Source organism: Roseimicrobium sp. ORNL1 (genome assembly GCF_011044495.1).
Classification (GTDB): domain Bacteria; phylum Verrucomicrobiota; class Verrucomicrobiia; order Verrucomicrobiales; family Verrucomicrobiaceae; genus Roseimicrobium.
On record NZ_CP049143.1, the window covers coordinates 1,687,273 to 1,703,693 of the forward strand.

Annotated in this window: 15 protein-coding genes; 8 read left to right on the forward strand and 7 right to left on the reverse strand. The window is 58.7% G+C overall.

Going from position 1 to position 16,421, the window contains the following annotated elements:
• Nucleotides 1-79: 79 nt before the first annotated feature.
• Entirely contained in the window at nt 80-583 is a 504-nt protein-coding gene (locus tag G5S37_RS06765; RefSeq protein WP_165202046.1) for a DUF4142 domain-containing protein, read from the reverse strand.
• 121 nt (nt 584-704) lie between these two features.
• On the reverse strand, nt 705-917 hold the full coding sequence (locus tag G5S37_RS06770) for a hypothetical protein (RefSeq protein WP_165202048.1): 213 nt from the start codon (nt 915-917) through the stop codon (nt 705-707).
• 749 nt (nt 918-1,666) lie between these two features.
• Here G5S37_RS06770 and G5S37_RS06775 point away from each other — a divergent pair.
• The gene (locus G5S37_RS06775) at nt 1,667-2,968 is read left to right on the forward strand and encodes a phospholipase D-like domain-containing protein (protein WP_165202050.1); all 1,302 of its coding nucleotides are present in this window, start codon (nt 1,667-1,669) and stop codon (nt 2,966-2,968) included.
• Here the strand turns inward: G5S37_RS06775 and G5S37_RS06780 are convergent.
• Nucleotides 2,876-3,739, reverse strand: coding sequence for an endonuclease/exonuclease/phosphatase family protein (locus G5S37_RS06780; RefSeq protein WP_165202052.1), 864 nt, complete (start codon nt 3,737-3,739; stop codon nt 2,876-2,878). The two genes, G5S37_RS06775 and G5S37_RS06780, sit on opposite strands and share 93 nt — an antisense overlap.
• A 104-nt stretch (nt 3,740-3,843) precedes the next feature.
• Between G5S37_RS06780 and G5S37_RS06785 the strand changes: the two genes are divergently transcribed.
• A complete protein-coding gene (locus G5S37_RS06785; RefSeq protein ID WP_165202054.1) occupies nt 3,844-4,080 on the forward strand; it encodes a hypothetical protein in 237 nt (78 codons plus the stop codon).
• 25 nt (nt 4,081-4,105) lie between these two features.
• Here the strand turns inward: G5S37_RS06785 and glgX are convergent, their stop codons facing one another.
• Nucleotides 4,106-6,319, reverse strand: coding sequence for a glycogen debranching protein GlgX (gene glgX, locus G5S37_RS06790; protein ID WP_165202056.1), 2,214 nt, complete (start codon nt 6,317-6,319; stop codon nt 4,106-4,108).
• A gap of 243 nt (nt 6,320-6,562) precedes the next feature.
• Here glgX and G5S37_RS06795 point away from each other — a divergent pair, with 243 nt between their 5' ends.
• The 5 genes from G5S37_RS06795 to G5S37_RS06815 all read left to right on the forward strand — a co-directional run bounded on the left by G5S37_RS06795 (nt 6,563) and on the right by G5S37_RS06815 (nt 11,461).
• On the forward strand, nt 6,563-6,955 hold the full coding sequence (locus tag G5S37_RS06795; protein ID WP_165202058.1) for a CBS domain-containing protein: 393 nt from the start codon (nt 6,563-6,565) through the stop codon (nt 6,953-6,955).
• Nucleotides 6,956-7,173: 218 nt separating this feature from the next.
• Complete coding sequence (locus G5S37_RS06800; protein WP_165202060.1) at nt 7,174-8,844, forward strand: AarF/UbiB family protein; 1,671 nt, start codon at nt 7,174-7,176, stop codon at nt 8,842-8,844.
• A 118-nt stretch (nt 8,845-8,962) separates the two neighbouring features.
• Complete coding sequence (locus G5S37_RS06805) at nt 8,963-9,415, forward strand: response regulator transcription factor (protein ID WP_276617026.1); 453 nt, start codon at nt 8,963-8,965, stop codon at nt 9,413-9,415.
• A 221-nt stretch (nt 9,416-9,636) separates the two neighbouring features.
• Nucleotides 9,637-10,779: a response regulator gene (locus G5S37_RS06810; RefSeq protein WP_165202064.1), complete on the forward strand. Its 1,143-nt coding sequence runs from the start codon at nt 9,637-9,639 to the stop codon at nt 10,777-10,779.
• Nucleotides 10,772-11,461: a HAMP domain-containing histidine kinase gene (locus tag G5S37_RS06815; RefSeq protein ID WP_165202066.1), complete on the forward strand. Its 690-nt coding sequence runs from the start codon at nt 10,772-10,774 to the stop codon at nt 11,459-11,461. Before G5S37_RS06810 ends, G5S37_RS06815 begins: the two co-directional genes overlap by 8 nt.
• 466 nt (nt 11,462-11,927) lie before the next feature.
• On the opposite strand, the gene G5S37_RS06820 is transcribed toward G5S37_RS06815, so the two are convergent.
• The 3 genes from G5S37_RS06820 to G5S37_RS06830 form a co-directional block, all read right to left on the reverse strand.
• Nucleotides 11,928-12,515, reverse strand: coding sequence for a sigma-70 family RNA polymerase sigma factor (locus tag G5S37_RS06820; protein WP_165202068.1), 588 nt, complete (start codon nt 12,513-12,515; stop codon nt 11,928-11,930).
• 305 nt (nt 12,516-12,820) lie between these two features.
• Complete coding sequence (locus G5S37_RS06825) at nt 12,821-13,927, reverse strand: DUF6799 domain-containing protein (RefSeq protein ID WP_165202070.1); 1,107 nt, start codon at nt 13,925-13,927, stop codon at nt 12,821-12,823.
• A gap of 226 nt (nt 13,928-14,153) precedes the next feature.
• Complete coding sequence (locus tag G5S37_RS06830) at nt 14,154-15,140, reverse strand: 2-hydroxyacid dehydrogenase (RefSeq protein ID WP_165202072.1); 987 nt, start codon at nt 15,138-15,140, stop codon at nt 14,154-14,156.
• 371 nt (nt 15,141-15,511) lie between these two features.
• Between G5S37_RS06830 and G5S37_RS06835 the strand changes: the two genes are divergently transcribed.
• A complete protein-coding gene (locus tag G5S37_RS06835; RefSeq protein ID WP_165202074.1) occupies nt 15,512-16,339 on the forward strand; it encodes a hypothetical protein in 828 nt (275 codons plus the stop codon).
• Nucleotides 16,340-16,421: the final 82 nt, after the last annotated feature.

The window sequence follows — 16,421 nt, forward strand, 5'->3', positions numbered from 1 at the left end:
GTGAAATGCTCTGCCCGGAGCAGGCAGTGCGCCCTTCAGCGCGCTGCCGTCACCGGGCAGGATTGAGATAAATGGAGGACTACTTCTGGAGGCGTTTGATGTGCTCAAGGTGACCTTCAATGGTTGGAAGGTTCTTTGAGGCGAAAGCCTTTACCTCGCCATCCTTGGCGTTTTCCGCAGCGTCCTTGAAGTTCTTCACGGACTTTTCATGCCCGTCCTTCATGGCTTCGAGGAACTGCTTGTCGAACTCTTCGCCGCTGTACTTCTCGAGATCCTTCACCGTGTCTGCGCCCTTCGGAGCGATGACGGATGAAAGCTGTGCGCCCTTGGTGCTGGCGAGGGCCGTGAGGCCTTCATTGAGCATCGTATGATCCTTGATCATCGTTTCAGCCAGCGCCTTCACCTCAGCGCGGGTGGCCTTCTGTGCGCCGAGCTCGGCCACCTTGACTTCGGTCATGCCGCTTTCGGCAGCCATCTTGACGAATTTCTCATCTGAGGCGTTCAGCGAGCTGGGATCCTTGGCGTTTACGAAGAACGCAGCAGCGAGCGAAAGGCAGGCGATGGAGATAGCTTTAAGTTTCATGGATTGAGTTGGTTTGGGGTTACTGAGGCGTATCGCGACCCTTTCTGGAAGTGGATGCGTTTGCGGGAGCGACAGCCCGTTTTTGGGGCGATTTCCCTATCGCTGAGGGCAATCTGCACGACTAGAACGTCGCTGCGGTAAGACCAACGCGGCCACGCTGAAGCATCACATCGTGGAGGGGAGAACCCGGATCATTGGAGGCCGGGGAGGGTTCATCGAAAAAGCGTACTTCATCCCGTTGCATGGCGATGGAGGGGTGTGAGCCTGAGCCGGTGTCGACAGTGCTGCAGCTCGCGAAGACGAAAGGAAGGGCGAGAAGGAAAAGGTGTTTCATATGCGTGATTGGTGAAGTGGGCTTTTACCGGGAATCGGCACGCTCAATGCAAATGGATGGGCAACATGCATTCAGGCTCGGGGCCCATGACGTGAATGCTCCCGCGTCCGACAAGTGCGCGGTGGAACATTGTCGTACTCCCCCAAGTTCCAGCTACTCGAGCGGTAGGGGGCACGTGGCTTATCCTGCTATCGCGAGGAAAAACTTTTCAGGCAAGAGTCGAACGCACAGACCCCCGTTCACGACGAGGAGTGCGACGCGATGAAGAAGCCGGTGTCGACGGAGGCGTGCACTGATGCGGTCACGCTGTTCGGCCCTGTCGCTGGCAATCCCTTGAAAACTGGTCTGGCGTTGAAAGCTAAAAGGTCCTTACGGGAATGCCCACACGGCCCTGTTGGCGCTGCACCGAATTCAATGGGGAGTTCGGGTTTTCAGAAAGGGGGGTGGGGTCATCAAAGGCGCGTGTCTCGCGGCGTTGCAGGGCTGTTGGCTCCGGCCTGTTGTGGTCGTGGGAAGCGCAGCCCGTGAAAACGAGAGTGAGGGTCAGAGTGAGGAGGAGACAGACTTTCATGGGCATGATGGATTTCGATTTGAGAATCGGCCTGATATCCACGCAAATGGATGCGGGGAAAATACTGTCGCAGCGATGTTAACGCGAATGTCGGTACAACGCCATTGGTAAAATTGCCCGGCGGGAAGTCCAATGGCACGACTAGCCGCGAGATTATGAGTGCCTCACACGGCTCTCTATGAGACAGAATTCCCCCCGAGACCAGGAATCCCATACTGGATCCACTTTCGCAGCCCACCTGACCACCGCGATCGTCAGCGGCGTAACCACGGCCGTCCTTGCCCGGAACTTTTTCGAAAGCGAGAAGAAGGTGACGCACTCGATTGAGACGGACTATGGGGTGGAGGATCCCGACTTCCGCCGTACCATCAGCCACATGCTGGGGCCTCCCTTTGTGGGTGGCAACGACGTGAGAATCTACAACAACGGTGCGGAGATTTTCCCAGCCATGTTGCATGCCATCCGGATGGCTCAGCATTCAGTCACGTTTGAGAACTTTGTGTTCACCAGTGGTCGCGTGACCAGACAGTTCGCAGGCGCCTTTGCCGAGCGCGCCCTGGCGGGCGTGAAAGTTCACTTCCTTCAGGATGCCATGGGCTGCAATTGCATTCGCGGTGAGGAGTTCAACGTGATGAAGAAAGCCGGGGTCGAGGTGGAGGTGTTCCGTTACTTGAATCTCCGCTTCAACGAACGCACCCACCGCAAGCTGCTGGTGATCGATGGGAAGTTTGGCTTCATCGGCGGCGTGGGAATCTCCGATGACTGGGATGGTGATGCCGAACAGCCAACCCACTGGAGGGACACGCAGTACCTCGTCCGTGGGCCAGCGGTGGCTCAGATGCAGCAGGCTTTCATGGACAACTGGATTCAGACGCGCGCCTGCGTGCTGCATGGGGATCGCTATTTCCCGCACGTCGAAAAGGAGAACGGAATGAACTGCCAGGTGTTCAAGAGTTCGTCATCCGAAGGAGCAGACAGTGCGCGCCTGCTCTTCATCTTTGCCATAGCTGCCGCGCGTCGCACCATTCGCATCGCCAATGCCTACTTCATTCCAGACGATCTCACCGTCCAGACTCTGGTGGAAGCTCGTGCACGGAATGTGGATGTGGAAGTGATCGTGCCGGGCGAACTCACCGATCAGCACCTCGTTCGCAAGGTGGGACGCGCTCGCTGGAAGAAGATGATCGAGGCAGGCATCAAGTTTTACGAGTACCAGCCTTCGCGCTTCCACTGCAAGTACATGATTGTCGATGAGTTCCTCTCATGCGTGGGCTCGTGCAATCTCGACAACCGCTCGCTGCGCCTGAATGAGGAGGCAAATCTCAATATCCTGGATCGTGACTTTGCCCGGGAGCACCTGCAAATCTTTGAGCGGGACAAGGCCGACTCACGGAGAATCGGGCTCGACGAGTGGCGCTCCCGTCCTCTCGGCGAAAAGGTCGTGGGACTGTTGGGTTGCGCCCTGCGTTCCCAGTTGTGATACCGGGATAAGCAGATCCGCGATCAGCGGCAGATGGTCAGAGGCCACCTTCGCGAGTGGGGAACGGCAAACTTCCACGGACTCCACGGAGATACCCGAAGATACAAAAATGTAGTCGAGGCGCAGGAAAGGCAGTCGCGAAGGGAACGTGGCCCGGGCGCGGAAAAAGCTCCCGGTGCGTTGTGCATCCTGCATCCGTGAGGCCAGCCGGCGGTAGATGCGCGAGGTGGGAAGGTCATTGAGATCCCCACAAAAGATCACGGGTGAATTGCAGTCGGGATGAGACAGCCAGTCTGGACCGAGGAGTGCCTCCACCTGATTGCGCCGTTCCGTGTTGCTCAGACCGAGGTGCGTGTTCAGCACATGAAAAACGGCGTTCCCCTTCTTCACGGAGATCCACAGGGCACCGCGGGGTTCGAAGGCAAGAGGTGAGGCCGCGGTGGGCAGTTCCGCTCCCTTGATGAGTTGGAAGGGCCAGGGCGTGAGAATTGCATCGCCATACTGCTCCTCAGGTAGAGGAAGCCAGGCGGGATGGAAATGGCCCTTCATGCCCAGGCATTCGGCTATGAGATTTGCCTGGTGGCTGCCACCGCTCCGGCGTCGGGCGACGTCCAGTTCCTGCAGCGCGACGATGTCCGGGCTGTAGGGAGCGATGACTGAGGCGATGCGCTCCGCGTCGAACTTGCCATCGGTACCAGCGCACCCATGGACGTTGTACGTCATCACGCGGAGCGGCACGGTCCCTGCGGCGCGATGGAGGGCATCACTCATACCGTTGTTTCGCACATGAAAGGGACCTGGCCGCATGCACGCGGCTTCGCTGCAACGCACGATAACAAAGGCAAAACAACAGCAACAACAACATTAACATTGCCATGAACACCGAACCTTCTCGTGCTCCCCTGGTAACCACCAGTGCTGAAGATGCCGCCAACATGATGATGAGCGAAGGAGGCCCGGTAAGGTCCTCTGAGCCCGAGTCGAACAGCCTGGCGGCTGCCTGCTGTTCCTGGGTGGATCTCCGCGCCACGGTGGACAGGCATCCGTTGTGCACCCTCGCCGTGGCGTTCTCCGTGGGGCTCGTGGCGGGAATTTGCACGCACTTCGAATAACGTTCTCATTTCAGCTCGCCTCTCGTCACGCGGGCACCGGTTCGGCTTGGATAGCTGCCGGCTGCTCTGCTGGTGCAGGTTCGGCAGGGACGGTAGCCGGACGCTCGGCTGGCTTGGGCTTCGCCACAAACACCGCCAGAGAGCGGGCCTGAATCTTGAACTTGTTGGATTCACTCACGCGGGTCTTACCCGGGATGTCGGAGGTCATGGCACGAGGTGTCCAGAAGCGTGTGCCAAAGGTGGGCGGCATAACGCAGTTGAGATCCTCGTGATGGGCATTCATGAGGATGAAGACGGAATCGCTTACACGTGGCTCCCCGGCATCGTTCAGCTCGTTGAGACTGTTTCCAGGCAGCAGCATGCCGAAGCACCGCACAAAGCCGGCGCTCCAGTCCTCTCCGGTCATCTCGCGCCCCTCGACGTTCCACCAGATCACGTCCTTGGGCAGTCCTTCCGCGGGAGGCTGGCCGGTCAGGAAGTTCTTCCGACGGAGCACGCGCTGTTCGTCGCGTAGCGCAATCAATGTGGTCACGAACTTCTGCAGTTCCGCGGCATCCTGATTATCATTCCACGGCAGCCAGGAGATTTCGTTGTCCTGGCAGTAGGCATTGTTGTTGCCCTTCTGGGTGCGCCAGCGCTCGTCACCAGCGGTGATCATCGGTGCGCCTTGTGAGAGCAGCAGGGTGGCCAGGAAGTTGCGCACCTGACGGCGGCGCAGGCGGTTGATCTCGGGATTGTCTGTTTCGCCCTCGGCGCCGCAGTTCCAGCTGGCGTTGTTGTTGTCCCCGTCGCGATTGTCTTCGCCGTTGGCCTCGTTGTGCTTGTTGTCGTAGCTCACCAGATCCCGCACGCAAAAGCCATCGTGGGAGGTGATGAAATTGATGCTCGCGTGAGGATGGCGCCCGCTGTGATCATAGAGATCCGCACTTCCGGAGAGTCGCGCTGCCAGTTCACCTGCCTGGCCCATGCCTTTCCAGAAATCACGCACCTCATCGCGGTAGCGTCCATTCCACTCGGCCCAGCCGGTGGGGAAGTTTCCGACCTGGTAGCCACCCATTCCCACATCCCAGGGTTCCGCGATCAGTTTCACCGCGGAGAGAACGGGATCCTGCCCTATGGCATCGAAGAAGGAACTGAGCTTGTTCCACCCATGAAGCTCTCGGGCGAGCGCGCTGGCAAGGTCGAAGCGGAAGCCATCCACATGCATCTCCGTCACCCAGTAGCGCAGGCTGTCCATGAGGAGGCGCAGGCCCACCTGGTTCTGCATGCTGAGAGTGTTGCCGCAGCCGGTGAAGTCCTCGTAGTAGCGGGGATGCTCCTGGGACAGCCGGTAGTAGGACGCATTGTCGATGCCGCGATAGCAGAGGGTGGGGCCACACTGATTTCCCTCTGCCGTGTGATTGTACACCACATCGAGGATGACCTCGATGCCCTCCGCATGAAGACGCTTCACCATGCCCTTGAACTCATGCATGGCCTGATGGGGATCCTTCACAGAGGCGTAACCCGGTTCGAAAGCAAAATAGGAGAGCGTGTTGTATCCCCAGTAGTTGTTCAGGCTTTTCTCCAGGAGGTAGGAGTCATCCAGATGATGATGCACTGGCAGGAGTTCAATGGCGGTGACACCAAGAGATTTGATGTAGTTCATCGCTTCATCTGAAGCGAGGCCGGCATAGGTGCCACGCAGGTGCTCGGGAATGGTGGAGAGCTGCTTGGTGAATCCCTTCACGTGCAGTTCATAGATGGTGGTGCGGTGCCATGACGTCTGCGGTGGTCGGTCATCTCCCCAGTCAAACCCCGTGTCCAGTACCACGCTCAAGGGTGCATAGGGTGCCGAGTCGCGTTCATCGAAGCTGAGATCCACGGCTTCATGACCAGTGGTATAGCCGAAGAGTTCAGGAGACCATTTGGTGAGGGTCCTTCCCATGGCCCGGCCATACGGGTCTACGAGCACCTTATTGGGGTTGAATCGATGGCCACGTTCTGGCTCGTAGGGACCGTGCACTCGGAAGCCGTACTTCTGGCCGGGCTTGATGCCGGGGACAAAACCATGCCACACCTGATTGGTGCATTCCGGCAGTGTCAGGCGCGTTTCCCGGGTTGGGTCATCGCCTTCAAAGAGGCAGAGCTCGACCTTGGTGGCATGCGCGGAAAAGAGCGCAAAATTCACGCCGTCTGGTTCAAGGGTGGGACCGAGGGGGACAGGTTTTCCGGGACGGACGATGATGTTGTCGCTCATGGATGATGATTCTAGCTGGGCACGGACTAGGCCCCGGGAGGTGCGCACGCGCATGGCGCCACCGGGGCGGCACTGTTGCATCGCAGTCAGTCGCCAAAGCGGCTGTCACGTGGCTGCATGTTGCATGGAGAAATCCACGATGTGGAAGTGAGGGGAACCGGAAGCCTCTGTCTGGGCGATTTCCGGTAGAAGAAGACGCGGGCACACGCCTCGCGTGTCATCAAACACCCTGATTTTTACGTCATGAAACTTTCCGAATTCCTAAGCAGAAATTTGAAGCTCCTGAGTCCCGAGGACACGGTCCAGACTGCGGGAAGCCAGATGCGGAAGCATCATGCTTCGAACATGCCGGTGGCCTCCGACCGCAAGCTGGTGGGCATGGTCGACCAGCCCGATCCTGACCTTCAAGCGACTCGATATGGTCATGATCCCAAGAAGGTAACCGTGGGAGAATCCATGAGCGAGAACGCGGTCTGCTGCACCGAGGAGCAGGATCTGACCTCAGCGCTTCGGGTGATGAATGATCATCATCTGGACTTCCTCCCGATCGTGGACAAGCAACATTGCGTTGTCGGAGTGGTGCACCGGGATGAACTGGTGGAGATGGCCGCGACCCAGGGCGACGCGGGTCTGTAGAGAAGGTGAAGAGTTGAAGGAATGGCCGCAAAAGAACGCATAAGGCTGGCTCCGGAAGACTACGTCACCTGCTGTGATTGCATTTCCTGTGTGTTCTTTGTGCTTTTTTGCGGCTATTTCCCGTGGCGCATAACCGAGGGGCGCAGCCCGGCAGTTTTTCCCAGGCACACGCGAACAGTTCTTGAAAGACGATCCACTGGCAGACGAAGATGTCCTTGATGCCTGCCACCACTCTCTCCCTCCGGCCGTCTCACCTCAAGAGGTACCACACGCTGATCCGGTTGCTGGCCAAGTATGGGCTGAGTGATCTGGTGAAGAACGCGCCGCTCATTGACGATCCGCTTCCCCAACAGCCCATCCAGCTCGTGCCTGCAAAGGCCACCGAACTGGCGCGGGATCTGGAGGTGCTGGGGCCGGCGTTCATCAAGCTGGGGCAACTGCTCTCCACGCGCGCAGACTTCATTGCGCCCGTCTATGCGGATGCGTTGAGCCGTCTGCAGAATCAGGTGGAGCCCTTCCCCTTTGAGCAGGTGGAGGCCATCGTCAGCGTGGAGCTGGGCGTGCGCCTTTCCAAGGCGTTTGCAGAGTTTGATTCCACACCTATCGCGGCGGCATCGCTGGGCCAGGTGCATCGCGCCGTTTTGCGCAATGGGCAGGTGGTCGCGGTGAAGGTGCAGCGCCCGGGAGTGCGGGAGTCTATCGCGGAGGATCTTGAAGTCTTCGCCGAGGTGGCGGGATTTCTGGATGCCCACACTGAACTCGGGCGCCGTTATGAGTTCAGCAAGATCGTCGAGCAGCTGCGCATCTCCTTGATTCATGAGCTCGACTACCGCCAGGAAGCGGAGAACCTGAAGCTCATGCGCAAGCAGCTTGAGGAGTTCAAGCTGATCGTGATACCGGCGCCCGTGGATCACTACACCTCCGGCAGGGTGCTAACCATGGACCACATCAGTGGGCAGAAGGTGACCTCCTTGAGCGGCCTCACCCAGATGGACATTGATGGTCCTGCTTTGGCAGAGGAGTTCTTTCGCGCGTACCTGCACCAGATTCTGAACGTGGGTTTGTTCCATGCAGATCCGCATCCGGGAAATGTGTTCGTGACCAACGACCATCGGATTGCCCTGATTGACCTGGGTATGGTGGCCCGCATTGGTCCACAGATGCAGGATCATCTCATCAAACTCCTGCTCGCGATCAGCGAAGGCCAATCCGAACGCGCGGCGGAGGTGGCCGAGCGAATGGGCACGCCCAAGGATACATTCAAAGCAGCAGCGTTTCGCGAGCGCATTGGTGCCCTCGTGAGTGAACAATACAGCGCGAGCCTGAACCGCATCCTCGTCGGCAGGGTGGTGGTGCAGGTGGCCCAGATCTCCGCAGAGACAGGCCTGAGTGTGCCTGGAGAACTCACCATGCTCGGCAAGACCTTGCTGAATCTGGACCGCGTGGGCATGGCACTGTGGCCGGAGTTCAGCCCGAATGAATCCATCCGCCGCAACGTGGCGGACATCATGCATCGCAAAACCTTGCAGAGTCTCTCTCCTGCCAATCTGCTGGGCACGGCGATGGAAGCGAAGGAACTGCTGGAGCGTTTGCCCTCACGCCTAAATGCTATTCTTACGCATCTTGCTGAGAACCGTCTACGTGTGGACCTGCGGGCCGTGGACGAAGGGGAGTTTATTTCCGGACTCCAAAAAATAGCCAACCGTATCACGCAAGGATTGATCTTTGCAGGGCTCACCGTGAGTGCTGCACTGATGATGAGGGTGGACACAGGGTTTAAGATCTTCGGCTACTCCGGCCTCGCGTTCCTGTTTTTCATCATTGCCGCGATTGGCGCCATGTGGGTGGCCATCGAAATCATGCTTCACGATCGGCGACCGCGGAAATAGCACGGAAGATATCCCCGCTTGCTGATGACTGTGCTGCCGTTGCGCTCACCGTTCACGATGATGTGCGACTAGGAAATGCTGTTACGACCATCGTCTCATGCTAGTGCGTATCGGTATCATGCTCCCACCTGGTACGACTGCTTCCCCCTCGGTCACTGCACAGCCTTCGTCGCGCTCTTCAGCTCCCACACGGCCGTGGCGCATTGGTGTGGCGGATGATCATTCGATTATGCGTGCGGTCTATCGCACCCTCCTGGAGGATGAGCCCAGATTTACCCTCGCGTGGAGCGCCGCGACTCTGGCAGAAGCCCGGCAACAAATGCAGGCGGATCTGCCGGATCTTTTGATCGTGGACATCAACATGCCGGATGGCGATGGCCTCGACTTCGTGCGCGAGACACTGCCCCAGGCACCGGATATGCGGGTGCTGGTAATTTCCGCTCATGAAGAGCGCGAGTACCCTGAAATGGCGCGTGCCTGTGGAGCGCACGGGTACCTGTGCAAGAACAGCACTCCGACCGATGTACTGGCCGCGCTGGACTCGCTCCGCAGAGGCGAACCTTCGTTTTAGGAGCTTTTTCTCCGGGAAATCGCCGTGTTAAGACGCTTTTTTGTGCAGCGTGCATGAACACGCCCATCCGCAGCATCCTCATGCCGCGATAGTTGCACACCAGGGAGTACTTCTCGCCGGCGCGCCTCGGGGTGCCTGCGTGTCGGTCTGCCTGCTCCCTGAATCCATCGCTGCTTGTCCGAAGCGATGGCTCAAGTACATTGCCATTCACATCTTCAGAAATGACCCACTCCATCATTCCCCCCACGCCAGCCCTGGTGCTGGTCGTGGACGATCAGCCCAGGAACTTGCAGATGTTGAAAGCCTCCCTGATGCGGGAAGGCCTTCGAGTGGTAGTGGCAAGCTCGGGCGAGGAAGCGCTGGAGATGATAGAACGGCAACAGCCCGACCTCATGTTGCTCGATGTCATGATGCCCGGCATGGATGGCTTCGATGTGTGCGCGCGGGTGAAGTCGAATCCTGCCACGCGTGACATTCCCGTTATTTTCCTCACGGCAGAAACGCAGCTTCAGTCGATCAAAAGAGGATTCGAAGTGGGGGGCGTGGACTATGTCACGAAGCCCTTCAACCGGCAGGAAATGGTGGCGCGGGTCAACACGCAGGTGGAACTCCGCCGCGCCCAGATGCGCCATACTGCGAGCCTGATGGAACAGACACGGCTCATCAATATCATTGCCCAGCACTGGCTCAAACCGCTGCAGCGGCTGGTGTTCCTCACGTCGCAGAGCAGAAACATCTGCCGGGCCAATGCGAATGGCGCAGATACGAATGCCAATGCTGGGGCCTTCGCCATGGAGGCCGAGGCGACTGCGGGGCAGATGCTTTCTTCCCTCGAGGATTTTCTCCACGAGTCCCAAGGCGTAATCACCGGCGCCAGGCATCTTCAGCCGGGTACCATCACCACGGATGAACTGAAGGCCATCATCGAGAACTGGTATGTCACCGCCATCCGCCGACAGCTCGACTTTCAGGTGATGGCGCCTCCCATTCCCATGCCGGTGTCTGCGAGTGTCTTCACCGCTACTCAAATCCTCGATCCCATCCTGGCGAATGCCGTGAAGGCCGCGCGAGAGCAGGGAAGGATCTCTGCACGTGTGCGGCATGTGGGAGGGGAGATCATCGTGGAGGTCGAGGACGATGGCCCCGGGTTCTCGAAAGAGTACCTCAAGCATCCGTTCCAGGCGAGTGTCCGCCCCAGCGGCAACTCCAAAGAACGCCAGCATCTGGGCATTGGCCTGGCGCTGGCCAAGCGCGCCGCGGATCGTATTTCCGCGCGTCTCGAGTTGGATAACCTTGGCGCTGGTGGTGCGTTGGTTCGAGTGACTTTTTCCCCCGCCACGGCGGAGTCTTCCAAAGATGTCTGATTCCTCTCCCGCGAAAGACCAGGATGCACTCGTGCCGCTGGGCGCGGTGGTGGCATTTCTCAAGCATCATCTCCATGATGTGCGCAATGATCTCAACGCGCTGAACCTGGAGGCCATGCTGCTGGACGTGTACGTCACCGACAAGGACGGCGCGGAGTCTGTGCAACGCATCCAGGAATCGCTACACCAGAGTGCCACACGACTGGGCGCGCTCTCTCGAAAATTCTCCGAGGTGTCTCCTGGAAGCGAGCCGCTGTCCGCGCAGTTCGTCCTCACGAGCTGGCGGGATGAGTGGAACTCGTCAGGCGCTGCTCCGAAGATCGATTGGGAGCCCTCTACCGTGCAGGCAAATGTGAAAGCGGATCCGGTGCATCTCGGGGAGATCTTCCGGGAATGGCTTTCCAATGTGAAGCAGTACGCGAGTGCTGGCGCGGTGATCTCACTGGCACAGAATGGCGAAGGGGAAGTCATCTTCCGTCTCGTGGAGCAGAAGTCCGAGCCAGTGGATCCTTCCGAGTGGGGAGAGCGCCCCTTTGAGAAGCCCCGGCGTGGCAGCTATGGTCTGGGCCTCTGGCGCGTGCGCAATCTCGTGAAGGCGAATCAGGGCTCCTGGCGGCAGTACTACTCTCCTGAGGACAGCTGCCTCGTGACTGAATTGAGCTTGCCAGTGTCGAAGGGCTGAAGCGTTCGCGCGTTCTAGTACCAAAGGGAGTTGAAGCCGACTCTTTATATTAAAGACGTCGGACTACCTGGAGTGATTCATGCGACAAGCGTTCTATGGAACACGGACATGGCACAGGCCCAAGGATCGGGAACGCCTCGTTCCGGTGGGTGAAAGGGTATATGTGGTGTATCCATCTCGGCACTCTCTTGGAACACAGGGGATGCTCGACATGCAACATCACCGAGCATGGTGACCGCTGACGGGAACGAGGCGTTCCCGCTCCTTGGGCCTATCGCAACACACTGGGTGAGTTCGTTGCGTTCAAAGGCCCGCTTTCAACTCGTCCTTGGTATAATCCCTGAGTTCCTCGGGTTTCATTTTTTTGGCCACGCGTTTCTTCATGCGCAAAAAGAACGGGAGCCATATGGCTCCCGTTCTTTTTTGGAATATTTGAATGAAATCGAATCAGGCCAGTCCCCAGAGATCAGGCGGCTTCGGCCAGTTCCATCATGCGGCTCAGCTTCTTCACACCAAGTTCAATGCGGGTCTTGATGGTGCCCAGCGGTACTGAGAGATGAGAGGCGATCTCGCGCTGGCTCAGGCCATCGACAAACGTGAGCTTCACTGCGATGCCCTGGGCGGGCGGAAGTTCTTCGATGAGGTCGTTCAGTTCGTGCTGGCGGATTTCGCGATCCACCACATTCGGACGGTGCTCGGGAAGATCGGCGGGGGCGGTCTTTTCGAAGCGCGTGGTGGCGGCCTGATAGGCGAGTTTGCGGCGCACGCGGTCAAGCGCACGACGGCGGGCCACGATGATGAGCCAGCCAAGCAGCTGTCCCTTTTCCGAGGAGAAGGAGGAGGCCTGCTGCCACAGCTGTACGAATACGTCCTGCAGTACTTCTTCGCCATCAGCTTCGTTATCCAGCACGCGCATGATCACACTGCGCAGCACCTGGCGGTGGCGGCGGTAGAGGATCTCAAGCGCTCTGGCGGACCGGTTCTGCGCAACCTCGACCATGAGATCGGCATCGGAAGGTCCTTCGACAGGGGCAGGAATGGGATTCTTTTTCATGAAGGTGATGGTGCGTTGTTCGAAAGTTCGGGATGGGTTTGTTGGCATCTCTAGTGCAAATCTTGTGCCTTTATGCCTCGAGCAGTCGCAAGTGGCTGAAGTCGAATGATTTACAAAAAACGGCCAATTTGCCAGTCAGCCGCGATTCTGTGCAAAATGTCTGACTTTGCCGGGGGCTCGTGTGCAAATTGCACAGTGCACGGTCCGGTTGGCACGGTGCCAAAAGAAAGCGCCGTGCGAATGACCGCACGGCGCCAAGTGCCCGTTTTCGAAGGGGTTAAAGGGTTCCCAAGGAGTCTGTAGCCCTAGCGATTGGTGGAGCCCCCAGAGGTGCCGCTACCCGAACTGGAGCTGCCTCCAGAGCTGGTGGAGCCGGAGCTTCCGGAAGTGCCTCCGCTGGAAGTGGATGTACCCCCGCTGGTGCTGCGTGCGCCTGTAGCGGTGCTGCCCGTAGAAGAGGTGCCGGTGGCACTACTGCCAGTCGTGCCGCCTGAGGTTCCACTCCTTACGGCGTTCGGATTGTTGGTGTTTTGGCCCTGCGGAGTAGCCGTACCACTGCTGCTTCGCTGATTTGGCGTTGTGGGGCGCGGGGTGGTTGTTTGCGAGTTTACGCCCGTATTGGTGCCGCGGCTGTTGAGTTGGTTGGGCGTGGCGGTGCTGGACGCGCCGGGCGCGTTGGGGTCCACGTTGGTGCCCGTGCTGGCCCGCTGGTTGGGCGTGGCATTGCTATTCGTCGTGGTACCAGTCGTATTGGTTCGGTTGGTGCCCGTGGTCTGACGGTCTGTGGAAGTGGTGCCGGTCGTTTGTCCGTCCACGAATGTGGTCACACCAGGATCGACAACTGTGCTTGAACTGCCCCGGTCAGTAGCGGTCCGGCCTCTGCCTGTGGTATTCGGTACTTGAGAGAAGCCATCGGGATTCGAGGGCGCTGTAGAGGAACCCGGAGGTGAGATGGGGTGACCAGATCCTGCCGGAGCCAGGCCCGAACGGTTTTCACCGGTGATCGTGGTAGCGGCACGGGTGCGATCATCCAGCGTGAGCAAGCTGGGATCCACGGGCACGACTCGACCATCTGTGGTGAGCATCTGACCTGCCGGGATCTGCCACGTGCGGCCATCAAACCCCGTGACTGTTCCATTGGGTTCGATACGCAGAACCTGCTCCTTCGTCACTTGGGAGAACGCGCCGTTTCTGATCACGTACACGTTTCCATCTCTCAGGAAAAAGCCGTCAGGAATGGGAGTCACAGCCGTGGTGGTTGTCGTGGTGGCTGTGGCAGCAGTGGGAGGAATCGCCGGCATCGGTGTACCCGGCGGAGGACTTTGCTGGAAGGGAAGCGCCTGACCTCGGGTGAAGGTCGGCAGGCTCAGGCAGGACACTGCCGTGAGAACGAGCACGGGGATGGTTTTCATGGGGGGCAAGGATGAAGCGGCATGGCGCAATCATCTTGCGCCGTGCGGGGGTTGCGGGTGTGCCACCCCGGAGTAGCATGCTGCTCACCGAGGTGGGCGCGGAGGAAATGTCCTTCGCACAGGGATCAATTCGCCCTGGTACCGCCGTGTGCGTTGGTTTTGCTCGAAAGCAACTCCCTTGCACCCACACTCATGAATATTGCAATGCCGCTCTCGCAACCGCGAGCTACACCGAATTCGCTGAGGTGCCCGTGGCTTGCAGATCACTCAGATTCTGCAGCGTTACGGAGGCGATCTGCTCCATGGCTTCACGGGTGAAAAATGCCTGGTGTCCCGTCAGCAGCACGTTGGGAAAGGTGGTGAGACGCATGAAGACGTCGTCGGGAATGATATGATGAGAGTGATCGCTGAAGAAGAGCTTGTCCTCCTCTTCATACACATCCAGGGCCAGACCACCGATGATGCCGCTCTTCAGTGCGGCGATCACGGCTGCGGTATCGATCAATGCGCCGCGACCGGTATTGATGAGCAGCACACCGCGCTTCATCTGGGAGAGGCTTTGTTCATTTACCAGGTGGCGGGTCTCGGGCGTGAGGGGGCAGTGCAGGCTGATGATATCACTCTGTGGCAGGGCCTCCTGGAGTGGCAGGTAGGTGACCCCCAAGGCTTCCAGTTCCGCGTTGCGATAGGCGTCTACTGCGAAGACACGGCAACCAATGCAATGCATGATGCGTGCAAAGATGGCGCCAATCTTCCCTGTGCCCACCACCGTGACTGTTTTGCCAACGAGGTCGAAGCCCATCAACCCGGCGAGTTCGAAGTTCCCCTCGCGGACGCGGTTGTACGCTTTGTGAATGCGGCGGTTCAGGGAGAAGAGGAGGGTGACTGCGAACTCTGCCACCGCGTGGGGTGAATAGGCCGGCACACGCACGACGGCCAGGCCGCGTTCCTTGGCGCGCACAAGATCCACGTTGTTGTACCCGGCGCATCGCAGCGCGATCGCCTTCACACCGAGGTCGGCCAGCGTGTCCACGACCGTCGCATTCACGAGGTCATTGACAAAAACACAGACGGCGTCATACCCCTTGGCCAGGCTGGCGGTGGCTTCGTCCAGTCGCGCCGGCAGGAACTTCAACTTGTGGTCTCCCTTTCCGTTGGCGGCGTTGAGAAACTCCTCATCATAGCTCTTGCTGCTGAATACGACGGTCTTCATGCCGCCATGATAGTGGGTGGAAGCGGGCAGGCGAGGAACAAATGAGGCACACAAATAGGACCTTTGGGCAGGGGAGAGGGCTTGAATGCCGGCTCATTCGCTATGGGAACAGGGGTTGCGAGATTCGCATTCGTCAACGTGTGGAATAACGCGCGGATAATTCGATGATTTATAGAAAAACAAATCCAAACATGGATGCGGCCTGATTTATTGCGTGTGTGTCTGGTCATACTGGTGCTGGTTCGCGGTATTATTTGGCTCAAAAGATTTCCTGAGCGGGCAACATCACTTGGCACCGCTCATGCTTATCACCCGTTCCAAGCGGCTGGCACAGTCGTCACACGTGAACAACAACCAGAAAGGCAAAACGAATGAAATTCATCTCCCGAATGACCTCAGGAAAACTTGCAACAGCAGGCCTGGCGCTCGCGATCGCGGCGCTCATGACTCCTGCGACGGCGACCGCCGGTACGGTCAGCGGTAAGGGTACCACGATCGTCACTCCCCCGGTCGAGGAAAAACCCTTCATCACCGGCAACCTGTCACTCTTCTATGACACCCATTTCATCTCCTACGGCCAGGACGTCTGGGGCGTGGGCAACGACTGGGGTGAGTGGTTCTTCCACCCCTCCTTCGAGCTCGATTTCCAGATCACGGACTCCCTCCAGTTCTATGTGAACACCTGGGCGGACGTGAACGACCAGATCGAAGGTGATATCGGCGACTACGTGCAGGAAATCGACGTGAACGTGGGCTTCTACTACACGCTCGACAAATTCAAGTTCCAGCTCGGCTACGGCTCTTGGAACTATGCTTCGCAGACTGAGCACATCATCGACGGCAAGGTCACCTACACGGATGGCCTGATCAATCCGTTCGTCGCTGTGCACGGCCGCGTGGGCATTGACATCCCCGGATATGACGAAGGCGTGGTCGCCCAAGTCGGTGTGGCTCCGTCCACCGCCCTTGGCCCTGTGACCCTGTCCTTCCCTGTCACCGTGTCCTTCGACACGGACGGCTTCCACGCTGGTGACGGTGGCTTCGCCTACGTCTCCGCCGGTGTTGGCGCCTCCATCCCGATCCACAAGCAGATCTCGCTGAGCATCGGCGCGACCTACTACCACACGCAGGACGACGTCATCCCGAACGCGGATGAAGACTTCGTGGTGGGTTCGGCTGGTGTCGTGTTCACCTTCTAATTCGTGCCTGGTTAGCCATTCAAGTGGGCGCGCGCCGACGCCACAAACGCGGCGCGCGCTTTTTTAGTGCCATCGACAAACA

What these genes read in the sequence shown, in the direction of transcription:
- glgX (WP_165202056.1), bottom strand. Translation starts at nt 6,319, where the DNA reads ATGAGCGACAACATCATCGTCCGTCCCGGAAAACCTGTCCCCCTCGGT.
- G5S37_RS06835 (WP_165202074.1), top strand. Translation starts at nt 15,512, where the DNA reads ATGAAATTCATCTCCCGAATGACCTCAGGAAAACTTGCAACAGCAGGC.
- G5S37_RS06780 (WP_165202052.1), bottom strand. Translation starts at nt 3,739, where the DNA reads ATGAGTGATGCCCTCCATCGCGCCGCAGGGACCGTGCCGCTCCGCGTG.
- G5S37_RS06765 (WP_165202046.1), bottom strand. Translation starts at nt 583, where the DNA reads ATGAAACTTAAAGCTATCTCCATCGCCTGCCTTTCGCTCGCTGCTGCG.
- G5S37_RS06805 (WP_276617026.1), top strand. Translation starts at nt 8,963, where the DNA reads ATGCTCCCACCTGGTACGACTGCTTCCCCCTCGGTCACTGCACAGCCT.
- G5S37_RS06770 (WP_165202048.1), bottom strand. Translation starts at nt 917, where the DNA reads ATGAAACACCTTTTCCTTCTCGCCCTTCCTTTCGTCTTCGCGAGCTGC.
- G5S37_RS06820 (WP_165202068.1), bottom strand. Translation starts at nt 12,515, where the DNA reads ATGAAAAAGAATCCCATTCCTGCCCCTGTCGAAGGACCTTCCGATGCC.
- G5S37_RS06800 (WP_165202060.1), top strand. Translation starts at nt 7,174, where the DNA reads ATGCCTGCCACCACTCTCTCCCTCCGGCCGTCTCACCTCAAGAGGTAC.
- G5S37_RS06785 (WP_165202054.1), top strand. Translation starts at nt 3,844, where the DNA reads ATGAACACCGAACCTTCTCGTGCTCCCCTGGTAACCACCAGTGCTGAA.
- G5S37_RS06810 (WP_165202064.1), top strand. Translation starts at nt 9,637, where the DNA reads ATGACCCACTCCATCATTCCCCCCACGCCAGCCCTGGTGCTGGTCGTG.
- G5S37_RS06825 (WP_165202070.1), bottom strand. Translation starts at nt 13,927, where the DNA reads ATGAAAACCATCCCCGTGCTCGTTCTCACGGCAGTGTCCTGCCTGAGC.
- G5S37_RS06775 (WP_165202050.1), top strand. Translation starts at nt 1,667, where the DNA reads ATGAGACAGAATTCCCCCCGAGACCAGGAATCCCATACTGGATCCACT.
- G5S37_RS06815 (WP_165202066.1), top strand. Translation starts at nt 10,772, where the DNA reads ATGTCTGATTCCTCTCCCGCGAAAGACCAGGATGCACTCGTGCCGCTG.
- G5S37_RS06795 (WP_165202058.1), top strand. Translation starts at nt 6,563, where the DNA reads ATGAAACTTTCCGAATTCCTAAGCAGAAATTTGAAGCTCCTGAGTCCC.
- G5S37_RS06830 (WP_165202072.1), bottom strand. Translation starts at nt 15,140, where the DNA reads ATGAAGACCGTCGTATTCAGCAGCAAGAGCTATGATGAGGAGTTTCTC.